The 16315-nt window shown below is 69.6% G+C and carries 17 protein-coding genes; 6 read left to right on the top strand and 11 right to left on the bottom strand.

Annotated features, from left to right (window positions below; translation table 11 throughout):
* Window positions 1-8 precede the first annotated feature (8 nt).
* Entirely contained in the window at window positions 9-1628 is a 1620-nt protein-coding gene (locus ACFQUV_RS08250) for an NADase-type glycan-binding domain-containing protein (RefSeq protein ID WP_165363982.1), read from the bottom strand.
* A 192-nt stretch (window positions 1629-1820) separates the two neighbouring features.
* On the opposite strand from ACFQUV_RS08250, the gene ACFQUV_RS08255 reads away from it, so the two are divergent.
* Together ACFQUV_RS08255 and ACFQUV_RS08260 are read left to right on the top strand one after the other, a co-directional pair.
* Window positions 1821-2042: a DUF433 domain-containing protein gene (locus ACFQUV_RS08255; RefSeq protein WP_111385128.1), complete on the top strand. Its 222-nt coding sequence runs from the start codon at window positions 1821-1823 to the stop codon at window positions 2040-2042.
* A gap of 6 nt (window positions 2043-2048) precedes the next feature.
* Entirely contained in the window at window positions 2049-2420 is a 372-nt protein-coding gene (locus ACFQUV_RS08260; protein WP_129609603.1) for a DUF5615 family PIN-like protein, read from the top strand.
* Between the two features lie 102 nt (window positions 2421-2522).
* Here ACFQUV_RS08260 and ACFQUV_RS08265 read toward each other — a convergent pair whose 3' ends face one another.
* The 5 genes from ACFQUV_RS08265 to ACFQUV_RS08285 all read right to left on the bottom strand — a co-directional run bounded on the left by ACFQUV_RS08265 (window position 2523) and on the right by ACFQUV_RS08285 (window position 6279).
* On the bottom strand, window positions 2523-3803 hold the full coding sequence (locus ACFQUV_RS08265; RefSeq protein WP_111385126.1) for an O-acetylhomoserine aminocarboxypropyltransferase: 1281 nt from the start codon (window positions 3801-3803) through the stop codon (window positions 2523-2525).
* 158 nt (window positions 3804-3961) lie between these two features.
* Window positions 3962-4540 (bottom strand): CoA-binding protein, encoded by a 579-nt coding sequence (locus tag ACFQUV_RS08270; RefSeq protein ID WP_129609604.1) that lies wholly within the window; start codon window positions 4538-4540, stop codon window positions 3962-3964.
* 73 nt (window positions 4541-4613) lie between these two features.
* On the bottom strand, window positions 4614-4889 hold the full coding sequence (locus tag ACFQUV_RS08275) for a cysteine rich repeat-containing protein (RefSeq protein ID WP_111385124.1): 276 nt from the start codon (window positions 4887-4889) through the stop codon (window positions 4614-4616).
* A gap of 245 nt (window positions 4890-5134) precedes the next feature.
* A complete protein-coding gene (locus ACFQUV_RS08280) occupies window positions 5135-5434 on the bottom strand; it encodes a hypothetical protein (protein ID WP_378394554.1) in 300 nt (99 codons plus the stop codon).
* The gene (locus ACFQUV_RS08285; RefSeq protein ID WP_129607949.1) at window positions 5431-6279 is read right to left on the bottom strand and encodes an enoyl-CoA hydratase; all 849 of its coding nucleotides are present in this window, start codon (window positions 6277-6279) and stop codon (window positions 5431-5433) included. Before ACFQUV_RS08285 ends, ACFQUV_RS08280 begins: the two co-directional genes overlap by 4 nt.
* A gap of 375 nt (window positions 6280-6654) precedes the next feature.
* On the opposite strand from ACFQUV_RS08285, the gene rplM reads away from it, so the two are divergent.
* From rplM to ACFQUV_RS08300, 3 genes are all read left to right on the top strand, one after another.
* The gene (rplM, locus tag ACFQUV_RS08290; protein WP_129607950.1) at window positions 6655-7119 is read left to right on the top strand and encodes a 50S ribosomal protein L13; all 465 of its coding nucleotides are present in this window, start codon (window positions 6655-6657) and stop codon (window positions 7117-7119) included.
* A gap of 2 nt (window positions 7120-7121) precedes the next feature.
* Complete coding sequence (rpsI, locus tag ACFQUV_RS08295; RefSeq protein ID WP_111385642.1) at window positions 7122-7601, top strand: 30S ribosomal protein S9; 480 nt, start codon at window positions 7122-7124, stop codon at window positions 7599-7601.
* Window positions 7602-7761: 160 nt separating this feature from the next.
* Window positions 7762-7971, top strand: coding sequence for a hypothetical protein (locus ACFQUV_RS08300; protein WP_129607951.1), 210 nt, complete (start codon window positions 7762-7764; stop codon window positions 7969-7971).
* A gap of 163 nt (window positions 7972-8134) precedes the next feature.
* On the opposite strand, the gene ACFQUV_RS08305 is transcribed toward ACFQUV_RS08300, so the two are convergent.
* Window positions 8135-9541 (bottom strand): L-serine ammonia-lyase, encoded by a 1407-nt coding sequence (locus tag ACFQUV_RS08305; RefSeq protein ID WP_129607952.1) that lies wholly within the window; start codon window positions 9539-9541, stop codon window positions 8135-8137.
* 272 nt (window positions 9542-9813) lie between these two features.
* Window positions 9814-10905: an isocitrate/isopropylmalate dehydrogenase family protein gene (locus tag ACFQUV_RS08310; RefSeq protein ID WP_129607953.1), complete on the bottom strand. Its 1092-nt coding sequence runs from the start codon at window positions 10903-10905 to the stop codon at window positions 9814-9816.
* 224 nt (window positions 10906-11129) lie between these two features.
* Here ACFQUV_RS08310 and ACFQUV_RS08315 point away from each other — a divergent pair, with 224 nt between their 5' ends.
* The gene (locus tag ACFQUV_RS08315) at window positions 11130-12101 is read left to right on the top strand and encodes a tripartite tricarboxylate transporter substrate-binding protein (protein ID WP_129607954.1); all 972 of its coding nucleotides are present in this window, start codon (window positions 11130-11132) and stop codon (window positions 12099-12101) included.
* 83 nt (window positions 12102-12184) lie between these two features.
* On the opposite strand, the gene btsR is transcribed toward ACFQUV_RS08315, so the two are convergent.
* The 3 genes from btsR to ACFQUV_RS08330 all read right to left on the bottom strand — a co-directional run bounded on the left by btsR (window position 12185) and on the right by ACFQUV_RS08330 (window position 16298).
* Window positions 12185-12904 (bottom strand): two-component system response regulator BtsR, encoded by a 720-nt coding sequence (gene btsR, locus ACFQUV_RS08320; RefSeq protein ID WP_129607955.1) that lies wholly within the window; start codon window positions 12902-12904, stop codon window positions 12185-12187.
* Window positions 12889-14604: a sensor histidine kinase gene (locus ACFQUV_RS08325; protein WP_129607956.1), complete on the bottom strand. Its 1716-nt coding sequence runs from the start codon at window positions 14602-14604 to the stop codon at window positions 12889-12891. The genes btsR and ACFQUV_RS08325 overlap by 16 nt, the downstream gene beginning before the upstream one ends.
* A gap of 281 nt (window positions 14605-14885) precedes the next feature.
* Window positions 14886-16298 (bottom strand): L-serine ammonia-lyase, encoded by a 1413-nt coding sequence (locus ACFQUV_RS08330; protein ID WP_129607957.1) that lies wholly within the window; start codon window positions 16296-16298, stop codon window positions 14886-14888.
* Between the last annotated feature and the right edge of the window lie 17 nt (window positions 16299-16315).

Genomic DNA, 16315 nt, shown 5'->3' on the forward strand with positions numbered 1-16315 from the left:
CCGTTGCGTCAGGGCAGCCGGTCGGAGACGACGGCGAGCTTGGAGATCGCCGTGTCGGTGTAGTGGGTGCCGCGATAGGTGCCGTCGATCACCACCTGGACCCAGTGGGCGCGCACCGGGCGGTCGAGCACCAGGGGCTGCGGGCCGAGCCGGTCCTGGAGCGTGAAGCTGCGCGTCTCGCCCGACGAGAAGACCAGGCGCAGCCGCGCCACCCGGCCGTTCTTGACGAACAGGTCGGAACTCTTCTGGTAGCCGTTGTGCACGATGATCTGGCGGACCAGCCGCTCGCCGTCGAACGCGATGGTCACCCATTCGCCGGTGCCGTCTCCCGCCGCGCCCTCGACCCAGGCGGCGCCGGGATCGCCGGCGAACAGGTTGCGCACCCCGTAGGAGTTGCCGAGCTGCGGGGCCAGCACCGAGCTGGCGCAGTAGAGATCGGTGCCGGCCGCGCTGCCGAAGCGAGCGCAGTCTTCGCGCGGCGACGACGGCCTGGCCGGGCCGCCGCCCGGCTCGGCGCGGACGCCGACTTGGACGCCGGGTTGGACGCCGGCCTTGACACCAGCCTGGACGCCCGGCTGGACGGCGCTCGGCGCGCCCGGCTGCACGCCGGTCTGCACACCCGCCTGGATACGGCCGTCGCCGGCCGGGCGTGGCGACGGGGTGCGGTTCTCGATCTCGCGGATGCGCAGCTCGGCGAGCGCCACGAAGGTGCCGCCCGGGAACGCCGCCACATAGCTGCGGAGCTGGGCGACGTCGCCGCTGTCCTTGACCGAGTTCCAGTAGGCGATCTCGGCGTCCTGGCTGCGGGCGGTCGACGACGGAGCCGGCTGCACCGGCAGCCCGGCGACCGGCGGGGTGGGCGGCGGCGCCGTGGTCGCGGCCGGCACCAGCACGACGTCGCCGATCAGCGAGGAATGGTCCCACGGCACCTGGCGGGAACGGGTCTCGGCGACCACGTCGGCACGGATGCGCCGCATCAGCACGGCGATATCCAGCCCCGGGGTGGGGACGTGCTTCAGCAGCGCCGTGGTGAACGGGCTGTTGCGGCCACTGCCGTCGAGGGCGACGTTGTCGGGCTGGGTCGCGTAGGCGATCAGGGTGCCGACCGCGCTCTGGATCGAGGCGAGGCCGGTGCCGACCGCCGCCGAGCGGGTGCCGAGCGAGCGGGCCAGCGAGCGCGCCAGCGGGTTGTCCCGACAGGCATCGAGGAACACCAGGTTCACCCGCGCGTCCGCCTCCATCTGGCCGAGGACCTGGCCGACCTCGACGGTCTCGAAGGAGAGATCGCCGGGCCGCTCGAGCCGGGCGTCGATCGGCACCAGATAGTTCTTGCCCGACACCTGGAGGCCGTGGCCGGCGTAGAAGAACAGGGCCACCCGGGACTGGTCGAGGGCGCGGCCGAAGGCGCGGATCTTGTCCTCCAGGCCATGCTTGTCGAGATCGCGGCCCTCGATCACCGTGAAGCCGATGCGCCGCAGCATGGCGGCCACATCGGCGGCATCGTTCGGCGGATTGGGGAGGGGGGTGGCGTGGCGGTAGGCGCCATTGCCGATCACCAGCGCGACACGGTCGCCGGCGTGGGCCGGGGCGGTGGCCGGCACGACGAGGAGGAGCGCGACCGCAACCATCGCGACCGCAACCATTGCGACCACGCGGGCGTTTCCCCGGTGCGACGTCCATCGGTGCAGCATGGAGACTCCGGGAGCATCCGGCGAAAGGGCCGCGCGAGTGTACGACGGTTCCGGCGCGGCGGGGAGGCCGTCGCTCGGGTCGGCCGGGCCGCTTCCGCATCCTGCGGTTCGCCTGCTAGAATGGTCTCGATGAGACATCCTCGGATCGACATCGACCCAGCCGTCATGGGTGGCAAGCCGGTGATCCGCGGCACACGGGTCCCGATCGAGACGATTCTGCGCAAGCTCGGGGCCGGCCTCTCGACCGAGACGATCATCGCCGACCATCCCCGTCTGACACCCGAGGATATCCAGGCCGCCCAGGCGTTCGCGGCCGACTATCTGGCCGACGAAGACGTCGTGTTCGGGTGACTTGCGATGCGATGGCTGGTCGACGAGTGCGTCGATGCCGCCATCGTGGAGCATCTGCGGGCCGCCCACCACGATGTGCTCGACATCGCCGACCACGCTCCGGGGGCGTCCGATGCCGCCGTCCTGGCTCTCGCCAGCGGTCAGGGCCGGCTGCTGCTGACGGAGGACAAGGATTTCGGCGATCTCGTGTTTCGTCAGCGCAAGGAGGTGCCGGGTCTGGTTCTGCTGCGGATCGAGCCGGCTCGGCGGCTCGCCAAATGGCCTCGCCTCGCCGTGGCCATCGAGCGACTCGGGGACCGAATGCTCGGCCGCTACACGGTGGTGGACGAGACTCGAATCCGATCCCGTCCTCTCGGCGGGATGGACCGTCGGCCCTGACCGGCGGTCCATCTCGGATAGCCTCGGCTCGGTATGAGCCCCGCCTTGGTATGAGCCTCGGTATCAGTCTCGTTCCGCCGCGCACGCACGCGAGCCGGGAGCCTACTCCGCCAGCGCCTGCTCCAGATCCGCGATGATGTCGTCCTTGTCCTCGATGCCGATCGACAGCCGCACCACGTCCGGCCCGGCGCCGGCCTGCACCTTCTGGTCGTCGGAGAGCTGCCGGTGGGTGGTCGAGGCCGGGTGAATGACCAGCGACCTCGTGTCGCCGATGTTGGCGAGGTGCGAGAACAGCTTGACGTTGGAGACGAGCTTGACGCCGGCGTCGTAGCCGCCCGCGAGCCCGAACGTGAACACGGCGCCGGCGCCCTTCGGCACGTAGGTCTTGGCGAGCGCGTGATAACGATCGCCGGGCAGGCCCGGATAGCTCACCCACGCCACCTTCGGGTGCTTCGACAACCACTCGGCCACCGCCAGCGCGTTGTCGCAATGGCGCTGCATGCGCAGCGGCAGCGTCTCGATGCCGGTGAGGATCAGGAAGGCGTTGAACGGCGACAGCGCCGGGCCGAGATCGCGCAGGCCGAGCACCCGGCAGGCGATCGCGAAGGCGAAGTTGCCGAACGTCTCGTGCAGCACCATGCCGTTGTATTCGGGGCGCGGCTCGCACAGCATCGGGTAGCGCCGCTCGCGCGACCAGTTGAAGGTGCCGCCGTCGACGATGAGGCCGCCGATCGAGTTGCCGTGGCCGCCGAGGAACTTGGTGGCCGAGTGGACGACGATGTCGGCGCCGTGCTCGAACGGCCGGCACAGATAGGGCGTCGCCAGGGTGTTGTCGACGATCAGCGGCACGCCGGCGCGGCGGGCGATCTGGGCGATCGCCGCGAGGTCGGTGATGACGCCGCCCGGATTGGCGATGGACTCGACGAAGATCGCCTTGGTCTTCGGCGACACCGCGCGCTCGAAGCTCTGGAGGTCGTCCGGGTCGGCCCACACGACGTTCCAGCCGAAGCTCTTGTACGAATGGTTGAACTGGTTGATCGAGCCGCCATAGAGCTTCTTCGAGGCGACGAACTCGTCGCCCGGCATCATCAGGGCATGCATCACCAGCATCTGGGCGGCATGACCCGAGGCGACGGCGAGTGCCGCGGTGCCGCCTTCGAGCGCGGCGACGCGCTCCTCCAGCACCGCATTGGTCGGGTTGGTGATGCGCGTGTAGATGTTGCCGAACGCCTGGAGACCGAACAGCGAGGCCGCGTGGTCGACGCTCTCGAACACGTAGGACGTGGTCTGGTAGATCGGCGTCGCCCGCGCGCCGGTGGTCGGGTCGGGCTGGGCGCCGGCATGAACGGCGAGCGTGGCAAAGCCGGGTTGGCGGTCGGTCATGGTCGCTCCGTGACTGGCAGGCGGCGGAAGACAGCAGGCGGCGGAAAACAGAGGTTCCGGTGTAGCCCACGGCGGACCGCCGTCAAGGCGCGCCGCGACGAAGCAATCCTATCCGCCGCGCCGGCGCCGCGCCGGAAAATCCTGCCGCGGCGCGTGCCTCATGCGCCGGTTTCATCCTCGCGCGGGCGGCCCGCGACGGTGCCGCCCGCCAGCGTCACCCGATCGAGCGACAGCCGCTGCACGCCGCGCACCGGCATCGGCGGGCGGCGTGACGACAGGGTGCGCGAGTTGACCCCCATCCAGCCGATCTCGGAGGAGAGGCGGCCGTACTCGATCTTCGGGCAGCGATCCATCACCACCTTGATGCCGTGGCTCTCGGCGCGGGCGGCGCTCGCCGCGTCGCGCACGCCGAGCTGGAGCCACAGCACCGCCGGGCGGGGCGTCATCGTCAGCACCTCGTCGAGCACGGCCGGCACCGCCGAGGCGGCGCGGAACACGTCGACCATGTCGACGGGCTCGGGAATGTCGGTGAGGCGGGCGTGGACGGTCTGGCCGAGGATCTGGCCGCCGGCCAGTCCCGGGTTCACCGGGATCATCCGGTAGCCGCGCTCCAGCAGGTATTTGAAGGCGAAGTAGCTCGGCCGGTTGTCCTTGGCCGAGGCGCCCACCATCGCGATGGTGCGGCAGGTCGCGAGGATGCCGCGGATATAGGCGTCCGGATAGCTGTCGTGGGTCATGCCGAACCGATATCAGATCCGGGCCCGCGCGGTCACGGCCGGCGCACCGGCCGTGCTGGCCGCGCCGTCCGTCTCAGTAGGCGGCGCCCGGGCGGCCGCGGCGCGGCGCCTTGCCCTTGTTGATGGCGGCCCGGCAGGCGGGGCTGATGCGCGACTGGTTGCGCTTCAGGCAGCGATAGACCCGGCTGTGGTCCGGGATCGCCTCCTGGCAGAAGGTCTGGGCGTCGAACTGGCACGCCTGCTGATCCTGCGCCGACTGGGCGTGAGCAGCCTGGGGAGCGAGGCCGACCAGCAGAGCGAAGCCGAACGAGGCGGCGAGCACGGCGCCACGGGACACGGAAGCACGCATTCGGGGATCTCCTCGGAGGCGGGGGGGGGGGGGGGCCGCCCCCGGGGGGGGGGGCGCGCGCGCGCCGGGGGGGGGGGGGGGCGCCCCCNTACGCGACAGACGTAGGACGTGGTCTGGTAGATCGGCGTCGCCCGCGCGCCGGTGGTCGGGTCGGGCTGGGCGCCGGCATGAACGGCGAGCGTGGCAAAGCCGGGTTGGCGGTCGGTCATGGTCGCTCCGACGGTTGCCGGCTCGCCAGTGTGCCGTCAGGTGGTGGGGGCGCGATCGGGACGGCGGCTTAAGGCGGCGAGCGGGCCGACCGTGACGATGCCGAGCCCGGCGGTGACCACGGCGTCGAGAGCGGCGGCGTCGGGACAGATGGTGCCGCAGCTCCAGGCGCGCGCCGCCGTGAGGCCGAGCGACACGACGAGCCCCCAGGCGGAGCCGGCCGCCACCATGCGAACGAGGGCGCCGCGGTCGAGCCGGAGACCGAGCCGGGCGGCGATCGCGGCGAGGCCGGTCGGGGCGGCCGCAGCGGCGGCCGGCGACGGGGTCGGTGGGGTCATTGGTCCTCCCAGGTGGGGCGGCGCTTGCCGATGAAGGCGTCGATGCCCTCCTCGGCGTCGCGCGCCATCATGTTCTCGGTCATCACGGTGGCCGCATAGTGGTAGGCGTCGGCCAGCGGAAGTTCACGCTGGCGGTAGAACGCCCGCTTGCCGTGACGGATCGCCACCGCCGACTTGGCGGCGATCCGCTCGGCCAGCACCAGCGCCTCGGGGCGCTCGCGGCCGGGCTCGACCACCCGGTTGACGAGCCCGATGCGGGCCGCCTCGGCGGCGTCGACCATGTCGCCGGTCAGCAGCATCGCCATCGCGTGCTTGGGCGCCACGTTGCGCGACAGCGCCACCATCGGGGTCGAGCAGAACAGGCCGATGTCGACGCCCGGGGTGCAGAAGCGGGCGTTCGCCGCGGCGATCGCGAGATCGCAGCTCGCGACGAGCTGGCAGCCGGCCGCCGTGGCGGTACCGTTGACGGCGGCGATCACCGGCTGGGGCAGGTTCACCACCGCCTGCATGACAGCGGCGCAGCGCCCCAGCAGATCGGCGAAATAGGCGCGGCCGCGGTCCGGATCGGTACGGTGCGCCGTCATCTCCTTGAGGTCGTGCCCGGCGCAGAACACCGGCCCTTCGGCGGCCAGCACCACGGCGCGGATGCGGCGCTCCTCGGCCAGCCCCGAGAAGGTCTCGGCCAGCGCCGCCAGCATCGCGTCCGACAGGGCATTGCGGCTCTTCGGCCGGTCGAGCACCACCAGGGCGACGCGGTCGTGGTCCTCGCGCCGCACGATCGGAGCGGATGCGGATGTTCGGTTCGCGAGAGCGGGGTCGGTGAACGCAGACGTGGTGAGGGGCATGCGGTTGTCCACAGTGGTCGGCGGCAGTCGGCCGAGCTTCGCCGCCGCGACGTCAACGCGGCCGACGGCATTCGGATCGACGATGGTAGTCGGCCCGGGTCGCCGCCGACAACCGCACCGCGCCGCGAGCGGTGGGCTACGCGCGGCGGCGGTGATTCCGTACAGCCATGGTGCCGGGCACCCGACGGCCAGTCCGGCAGTGGACTTGTCGACTGGTATCAAAACACCATATTTTTAAGTCCCTGACACATAAGGTTGAATTCTAGTGTCGGCCAGTTGACGCCGAAGCCGCCCCCAGGCTAGAAGCGCCGCACGGTGGTGGGCCCCGGTGGCGCCCGCCGGGTTCCCCAGCATTCGGATTCGGATCAGGACGCCATGAAGAGCTATTCGGCCAAGCCTGCCGAGGTCGACAAGAAGTGGGTGATGATCGACGCCAGCGGTCTCGTCGTGGGCCGGCTCGCCGCGATCGTCGCGATGCGGCTGCGCGGCAAGCACAAGCCGACCTACACGCCCCATGTCGACTGCGGTGACAACGTCATCATCGTCAACGCCGAGAAGGTGGTCTTCACCGGCCGCAAGGTGCAGCAGAAGGTGTACTACCACCACACCGGCTTCATCGGCGGCATCAAGGAGCGTTCGGCGCGCTCGATCCTGGAAGGCCGCTTCCCCGAGCGCATCGTCGAGAAGGCGGTGCAGCGCATGCTCCCGCGCGGGCCGCTCGGCCGTCAGCAGCTCGGCAATCTCCGCGTCTACCGTGGTCCGGATCATCCGCACGCCGCCCAGACCCCGGAGAAGCTCGACATCGCGGCGATGAACCGCAAGAACGCGAGGAGCGCGTGATCATGGCCGAGACCATGCAGTCGCTGGAAGATCTCTCGGCCCTGAAGACGGCCGTCACCTCCGAGGCGCCGAAGTACGAGCAGAAGCTCGACAAGCAGGGCCGCGCCTACGCCACCGGCAAGCGCAAGGACGCGGTCGCCCGCGTCTGGATCAAGCCCGGCTCGGGCAAGATCGTCATCAACGGCAAGGACGTCGAAGGCTACTTCGCGCGTCCGGTGCTGCGCATGCTGATCCAGCAGCCGCTGGTCAGCTCCAACCGCTCGGGCCAGTACGACATCAACTGCACGGTGTCGGGCGGCGGCCTGTCGGGCCAGGCGGGTGCGGTGCGCCACGGCATCTCCAAGGCGCTGACCCACTACGAGCCGGACCTGCGCGGCGTGCTCAAGCGCGGCGGCTTCCTGACCCGCGACTCGCGCGTGGTCGAGCGCAAGAAGTACGGCCGCGCCAAGGCCCGCCGGTCGTTCCAGTTCTCGAAGCGTTGATCTCGCGCCAGGCGCGATGGTCGGACAGAGGGGCCTGCGGGCCCCTCTGTTTTTTGCGGATTGCACGGCGAGATTGCGCTCCTGCCCGGATATCGGGCTTGGCGAAGCCGCCACCTCTGGTAGCATCGATGGCGTTCACCGATGCACGGGAGAGGTGCGCATGAGCGACGACGACCAGCAACGGTTCCAGGCCGCCGCGAATCAAGAATTCATGTCGATCCGCACCAGCGTGGTGAAGATCGACGAAAAGCTCGTCTACATGCACGCGGCCGAGTATTCGGCCTATCAGCTCGGAAAGATCACTCAATTGCTCGAGCGGTTGACCGTGGCGGTGGAGCGGCTGGCAGACGCGAAAGCCTCCCCGAAATAGCGGGCGCGGGGCGGCGCGGGGAACGGCGTGCGTGGTGGACGGTGCGGCTGCGTCCGAGCCGTCCCCACCTGACACTGTTTCCGGGTGATCGGTGGCGTCCTTTCGGGTTCGGCGCTGCACGCTGCCCCGGAGCGACCGCCGAATTGATCGGCCGGCTCTCGGATCAGGGCGTCCAGCGGACCGCTTCGAGCACATCTCCGGCGTCGTCCGTGAGGGGCGGGGCGACCTTCAGGGCCAGGCCGCCGCACGAGGTCTCGCGGTACTTGGGGCTCATGTCCTTGCCGATCTCGAACATCGCCTCGATGACCTTGTCGAGCGGCACCAGCGGCTCGCTGGCGCGGGCGAGCGCCATGCGGGTGGCGTTGATCGCCTTGACGGCCCCCATGGCGTTGCGCTCGATGCAGGGAATCTGCACCTGGCCGCCGACCGGATCGCAGGTGAGGCCGAGATTGTGCTCCATCGCCACCTCGGCCGCCGTGCACACCTGTTCGGGCGCCGCTCCCAAGAGCTCGGCGAGGCCTGCCGCCGCCATCGAGCAGGCGACCCCGACCTCGCCCTGGCAGCCGACCTCGGCGCCGGAAATCGAGGCGTTCCTCTTGAACAGGGCCCCGATGGCGGCCGAGGCCAGGAAGTAGCGAAGGCACGCCTCGTCATCGAGCGGCTTGATGAACTGGTCGTAGTAGGCCAGCACCGCCGGCACGATGCCGCAGGCGCCGTTGGTGGGCGCCGTCACCACCCGCCCGCCGGCGGCGTTCTCCTCCGATACGGCCAGCGCGAACACGTTGACCCAGTCGATGATGTTCATGGGGTCGCGGCTCAACGCCTCCGAGGAGGCGAGGCGGCGGTGCAACGCCGCGGCTCGCCGGGGCACGCGAAACGGCCCGGGCAGGACCCCCTCGGTCCGCATGCCGCGCTCCATGCACTGGCGCATCTTGAGCCAGATATCGGCGAAGTACGCCTTGATCTCCGTCTCGGTGTGCAGGCACAGCTCGTTCTTGAGCACCAGCCCGGAGAGGGACAGGCCGGTGCGCCGGCACTGCGCCAGCATCTCGGTGGCCGTCGTGTAGGGGTAGGAGACCGTCCCGCCGCTGGCGTCGGACGCCGCCTCGCCGTCCTCCACGACGAAGCCGCCGCCCACTGAATAATACCGCTTCTCCAGCAGCACGCGGTCGCCCGCCAGCGCCCGGAGCACGAGCCCGTTCTCGTGCCGCGGCAGGTTGGTGGGATCGAAGGTCAGGGCGTCGTCGGGAAAGTCGATCTCGGGGCCGCCGGCGCCGAGCCGCAGCCGGCCGGTGTCGCGGACGGCCTGAACGAGGCTCGGAATCGCGTCGACGTCGACGCTCTCGGGCCGCTCGCCCATGACGCCGAGGATGAGGGCGACGTCGGTGAGATGGCCCCGTCCGGTGAGGGCCAGGGAGCCGTGAATGTCGATGCGGAGCGCGGTGACGTGGGCGAGAAGCGCACGCTCGGCCAAGGCGGCGAGGAAGCGGTTGGCCGCCTTCATCGGGCCGATCGTATGCGAGCTCGAGGGCCCGATCCCGACCTTGTAGAGGTCGAACATGCTGATCATGGCGGAGGATGTTCCTGGCGGTTGGGGGCGGCGTCCCGATCCGCGACCGGGCGGGCCGACGCGCGGCGCGTGGGAATGACGCGGGGCCTGCGCCCGTGGCGGTCGCCGGTTCGCCGCGAGGCCCGATGCGGCGCGATATTAGGGGCGATCGCGCCGACGAGCCAGACGGCGGCGCACATGCCGGTTGTGCCGACGCGGCCGGAGCAAGGCCGATCCTGGCGAGAGGGAGCACCGGCCTGCGACTTGCGCGGGTCCGATCGCCGATGCGCCGATCAGCCGGCGAGCCGGCGGCCGACGGCGTCGACGATGTCGCGGGTACCGGAGGAGCCGCCGAGCTCCATCGGCCGCAGCGTACCGTCCGCATAGGCCGCCTCGACGGCGCGGGTGAGCGTGGCGGCGGCCGCGCAGGCGGCCGGCTGGTTCGCCTTGTCGCCGAGATAGTCGAGCATCATGGCGCCCGACAGGATCATGGCGGTCGGGTTGGCCTTGCCCTGGCCGGCGATATCGGGAGCGGTGCCGTGGCAGGGCTGGAACACGGCATGGCGGTCGCCGATGTCGGCCGAGGGCGCCATGCCCATGCCGCCCATCAGGGCCGAGGCGAGATCCGACAGGATGTCGCCGTACTGGTTCTCGGTCGGCATCACGTCGAGCATCCACGGCCGCCGCACCATCTCGAAGGCGCAGAAGTCGACATACTGATGCGCCGCCCGGACGTCCGGATGGCGCGCCGCCACGGCGTCGAACCACTGCCGCGCCCGGTGCTGCGACGACAGCACGTTGGCCTTGTCGACGTGGGTGACGAGGTTCTTGCCGGCGCCCTGCCGGTGCCGCCGGCGGGCGAGCCGGAAGGCGAAATCGAACAGCTTGTCGCAGACGGTGCGGGAGACGCGCAGCAGATTGTGGGCATACTCCTCGTCGTCGAGGTCGTGGCCGCGCGGAAACGCGAACAGGCCCTCGGTCGATTCGCGCACGATGACGAAGTCGATGGTGGCGGCGCGCGGATCGGCGAGCGGCGAGGGCACGCCCGGCATCGTCCGGCACGGCCGCACCCCGGCATAGAGGTTCAGGCGCTTGCGCAGGTCGTGCTGCGGGCCGACCTCGGTGCCGTCCGGATAGCGGACGTCCGGCAGGCCCATGGCGCAGAGATAGATCGCGTCCGCCGCGGCGGCGCGCTGGAAGTTCTCCTCCGGAAAGGCAGTGCCGGTGCGGGCATAGAGCCCGGCGCCGGCCTCCAGCGTCTCGAAGCGGAGATCGAGGCCGGCCTGGCGGCCCGCCTCTTTCACCAGCTCGACCGCGGGCGCGGTGATCTCGGCCCCGATGCCGTCGCCCGGCAACACCGCGATGTCGAACTGGAGCGGGCTCATGGGAGAGACTCCTGGGGCGCGGAAGGGGAGGCGGGCGGCCAGACGGGGCCGACCGGATTCCGAGGCCGACGGGAACCCGACGGTGACATGGGGGATGCAGCCGCAGCCATCGCGGTTCGCGATGTTGGCCGTTCCGAAACGGGATTTCACCGGGATTCCGAGGCGCCCATGATGTCGAGGCTCGGAGGAAACCCCACCCACAATTCATAACGTGAGGAACCACAATGAGGAAGCTACTCGGCCTCGCGGTCTTCATGGCGCTCGCATGCGGCTCGGCCGTGGCGGAGCCGTTTCCGACCCGGTTCGTCACCATGGTGGTGCCGTTCGCGCCCGGGGGATCGACCGATGTGATCGCCCGCATCGTCGCCGACGGCATGTCGGAGGATCTCGGCCAGCGCATCATCATCGAGAACGTCGCCGGCGCCGGCGGCACCACGGGCTCGATCCGGGTGATGCGGTCGGGCGCCGACGGCTACACCATCCTGGCCGGCCACATGGGCACCCACGCCTCGGCCTACTCGCTGTACTCCAAGGTCCGCTACGATCCGCGCTCGGACTTCCTGCCGATCGGCCTCGCCGCCTCGGCCCCGATCGTCGTCTTCGCCCGCAAGGATCTCGCGGCCGACAACCTGAAGGACTTCATCAAGTACCTCAAGGACAACGGCGAGCGGGTCAAGGTCGGCCACAACGGCATCGGCTCGAATGCGCATCTCACCTGCCTGCTGCTCGCCAGCCTGCTGGAGGCGAAGCCCACCGAGGTGGCCTATCGGGGCAACGCTCCGCTGATGAACGACCTGATGGCCGGACAGATCGACTACTCGTGCGACCAGGTTCTCACCGTGGCGCCGCAGGTCGAGGGCGGAACCATCAAGGCGATCGCGACTGCGGCGCCGTCGCGCTCGAACGTGCTGCCCAAGGTGGCGACCACCGTCGAAGCGGGCCTGCCGGCCTATCAGGTCGACGCCTGGACGGCGCTCTTCGCGCCGGCCGGCACGCCGGTCGAGATCGCCGACCGCCTCAACCAGGCGCTCGTCAAGGCGCTCGACAATCCGAACGTCGTCAAGCGGCTGACCGATCTCGGCGCGATCGTGCCGCCGCGCGATCAGCGCTCGCGGTCGTTCCTGAAGTCGCTGGTCGAGACCGACGTCAAGCGCTGGGCCGACGTCATCACCAAGGCCAACGTCAAGATCGACTAGAGCATTTCCCGGCGAGCCAGGGACGATGCGGCGACGCAAGGACTCTATGAGCGGAGTTCGATCCGGCCGGATCGGACTCCGCTCTAGACGATTCCGAGCCGCTCCTTGATGGATGGCAGCAGGCGGCGGCTGATCGGGATCGGGCGGCCGCGCCGGGTGACGAACTCGGCCAGGCCGCTGTCGACGTAACGCAGCTTCTGCACCTGATCGACATTGATCAGGAACTGGCGGTGACAGCGCAGCAGCGGGGTCCGCTGCTGGAGCACGTTGAGGGGGACGTCGGTCGGGCGCTCCTCGCCATCCAGATCGACGACATAGATCCCGGCGGCGCGCGACTCGACATATTCGACCTGATCGATCTTCAGCAGGAAGACCATGTGCTGGCCGAAGCACGGGATCTGGCGCAGCCGGGTCGCCTCCGACAGCACGCTGAAGTCCTGCGCGCGGCGATTGTGGCGCAGCCGGTCGAGGGTCAGCTCCAGGCGGTCGTGCGTCACCGGCTTCAGGAGGTAATCGAAGGCGTTCTTCTCGAACGCCTGCACCGCATAGTCGTCGAAGGCGGTGACGAAGACGACATACGGCATGGTCGCGTGGTCGAGCAGGCCCAGCATCTCGATGCCGGTGATCTGCGGCATCTGAATGTCGAGGAAGACGACATCCGGCTTGTTGCGAGCGATCATCGCCAACGCCTCGATGGCGTTGCCGCATTCGCCCTCGATGCGGATGTCCGGGGCCTCGCTCAGCGCCCGGCGCAGCTCCTGACGGGCGTGTGGCTCGTCGTCGACGATCAGGACGGTGAACATTGGAGCACGGTCTCCATGGGAACACGGACGGTGGCCAGCGTCGACCGGCCGGGCAGGCTGGTCATGGTCACGCCGTGGGATTCGCCGTAGCGGTTCTTGATGCGCCGATCGACGATGTTCATGCCGAGGCCGTCGCGCACCGGCTTGGGCTCGTACAGACCGGCGTTGTCCTCGACCTCCAGCACGAGGCAATCGTCCTGCCGCCGCGCCCGGATGGCGATGTGGCCGGCTGTCAGCATCTGCGAGGTGCCGTGCTTGATGGCGTTCTCGACGAGCGGTTGCAGCGTGAAGGCCGGCACGCGCACCGACATCAGGTCGTCCGGGATGTCGATGTCGACGGTGAGGCGATCCGAGAAGCGGGCGAGCTGGATGCCGAGATAGGCTCGGATGTGGTCGATCTCCTCGAACAGGGTCACGTCCTCGGTCGGTCGCTTGAGGTTCTTGCGCAGATAGGTCGACAGGTCGCGGATCAGCTCGCGCGCCTTGCCCACATCGTCGTGGGTGACCGACAGGATGGTGTTGAGCGCGTTGAACAGGAAGTGGGGGTTGATCTGCGCTTGCAGCAATTTCAGCTCCGATTGCAGCAGCAGGCTCTTCTGCCGCTCGTAGCGGCCTGCCAGGATCTGGCTGGACAGGAGCTTGGCGATCCCTTCTCCGAGCGTCCGGTTGATGGTGGAGAACAGGCGCGTCTTGGGCTCGTAGAGCTTGATGGTGCCGATCACCCGCCCGTCCTCGCCGGCGAGCGGGATGACCAGCGACGAGCCGAGACGGCAGTGCGGATCGATCGAGCACTGATACGGCACCTCGTTGCCGTCGGCGAAGAACACCTCGTTGTTGGCGATGGCGGCATGGGTGTGGGGCGAGGTGATCGACGTACCCGGCAGGTGGTGGTCGTCGCCAATTCCGATGAAGGCGAGAATCTTCTCGCAGTCGGTGATGGCCACCGCGCCGACGCCGGTCTGATCGTACAGGATGCGGGCGACCCGCATGCTGTTCTCTTGATCGAACCCGTGCCGCAAGACGCCGTCGGCGTGCGCGGCGATCTCGAGGGCCTTGGCCGAGAAGGCGCGCGACTGATGCTCGATCCGATCGCGCCGATCGTTGAGGATCTCCATGAAGACGGCGGCGCCCAGGGTGTTGGCGATCAGCATCGGCAGGGCGATCAGCGAGACGATGTGCAGCGCTTCGTCGAACGGGCGGGCGAGCGCCAGATCGATGCCGAGCTCGATCACCACGCCGATGAAGGTGACCGTGGCGGCCAGCAGCGGGCTGAACAGCATCCGGACCTGGCCGGAGCGGATCAGGTAGCGGTGGGTGAAGCCGCCGAGCAGACCCTGGGCGATGATGTCGAGGGCGGCGGGAAGCGCGAAGGAGCCGCCGAGCTGGTAGCGGTGGAGGCCGCCGGTGATCCCGACCGCCAGCCCGACCCATGGGCCGCCGAGCAACCCGCCGATGACCGCGCCGATGGCCGGCGTGTTGGCGATCGCATTGGCGCTGACGACCGGGAGGCCGAGCAGCGTCCCCATGATGCAGAACAGCGAGAAGATGACGTAGCAGGCGATCCGATGCGGCCAGCGGACCGTGGCGCGCGTCAGCGGTATGAAGAGGCGGGTGCGGCTGAGCAGATAGGCGACGGCCAGGTAGATGGCCATCTGTTGCAGAAGTGCGAGCGACAAGGCGGTGATCGCCTGCAAGTTCATCGGGGCGTCCATCGAATCGGCGGCCGCTCGGCCTGCGGCCGACGGTGGTCGCCAGGAGGCGCGGCGATGCCGACGCCTCGTGGTCTCATGGCGGCTCGATCATAGCGGCTCGATCATAGCGGCTTCGAGCGCGCATCGCGCTCCGAATCCGGGTGGTGGACGATCGGCTCCCGGCGCGCCTGCGCATCACGCGCGGGCCGATCGGAGGCGCACCGGCCCGCACGCGCTGCAAGGACCCGCCGCGCGTGCGCGTTGCACACGCGCCTGGCACACGCTCCGGCTCACGGAGCCCAACGGACGGCCTCCACCGCCGGCTCGGCCTCGTCGGCACCGGGCGGAGGAGCGATCTTGAGCGCCAGGCCGCCGCACGAGGTCTCGCGGTACTTGGGGCTCATGTCCTTGCCGATCTCAAACATCACCTCGATGACCTTGTCGAGCGGCACCAGCGGCTGGCTCACCCGGCTGAGCGCCATGCGGGCCGCATTGATGGCCTTGATGGCGCCCATGGCGTTGCGCTCGACGCAGGGGATCTGCACCTGGCCGCCGACCGGATCGCAGGTGAGGCCGAGATTGTGCTCCATCGCCACCTCGGCCGCGATGCACACCTGCTCGGGCGTGGCGCCCAACAGCTCGGCGAGGCCCGCCGCCGCCATCGAGCAGGCGACGCCGACCTCGCCCTGGCAGCCGACCTCGGCGCCGGAGATCGAGGCGTTCATCTTGAACAGCGCTCCGATGGCGGCCGATGCCATGAAGAAGCGAAGGCAGGCGTCGTCGTCGACGGTCTTCACGAAATGATTGTAGTAGGCCAGCACCGCCGGCACGATGCCGCAGGCTCCGTTGGTGGGCGCCGTCACCACCCGCCCGCCGGCGGCGTTCTCCTCCGAGACCGCCAGCGCGAACATGTTGACCCAGTCGATGACGTTCATCGGATCGCGGCTCAGCGCTTCCGACGAGACCAGGCGCCGGCGCAGCGCCGCCGCCCGCCGCGGCACTCGGAACGGCCCCGGAAGCACGCCCTCGGTCTTCATGCCGCGGTCCATGCACTGGCGCATCTTGAGCCAGACATCGGCGAAGTAGGCGTAAATTTCCTGCTCGGTATGCAGGGCGAGCTCGTTCTTCAGCACGAGCCCGGACAGCGAGAGGCCGGTGCGCCGGCAATGCGCCAGCAGCTCGGCCGCGGTCGCATAGGGGTACGGCACGGGCGACGCGAGGGCGCCGGCGGGCTGCTCGCCATCCTCGATGATGAAGCCGCCGCCGATCGAGTAGTAGCACTTCTCCAGCAGCAGCCGATCGCCCGCGAAGGCGCGCAGCCGCAGTCCGTTCTCGTGCCGCGGCAGGTTGGAGCGGTGGAACGTCAGCGCCTGCTCCGGAAAGCCGATCTCCGGGCCGTCGGCGCCGCCGAGGCGCAGCCGCCGGGTGTTGCGGACCTTCTGGACGAGACCCGCGATGGCGTCGACCGCGACCGTCTCGGGCCGCTCGCCCATGATGCCGAGAATGAGCGCGACGTCGGTGAGATGGCCTCGCCCGGTCAGCGCCAGCGAGCCGTAGACGTCGATGTCGAGCGCGGTGACGTCGGCGAGCACGCTGCTGCGGGTGAGCTCGTCGACGAAGCGATTGGCCGCCTTCATCGGACCGATGGTGTGCGAGCTCGATGGGCCGATCCCGACCTTGTAGAGATCGAACATGCTGATCATGACCGAAGTTCCTTTCC

Origin of the sequence: Rhodoplanes sp. P11 (assembly GCF_964266735.1) — a bacterium.
Taxonomy (GTDB): domain Bacteria; phylum Pseudomonadota; class Alphaproteobacteria; order Rhizobiales; family Xanthobacteraceae; genus Rhodoplanes; species Rhodoplanes serenus.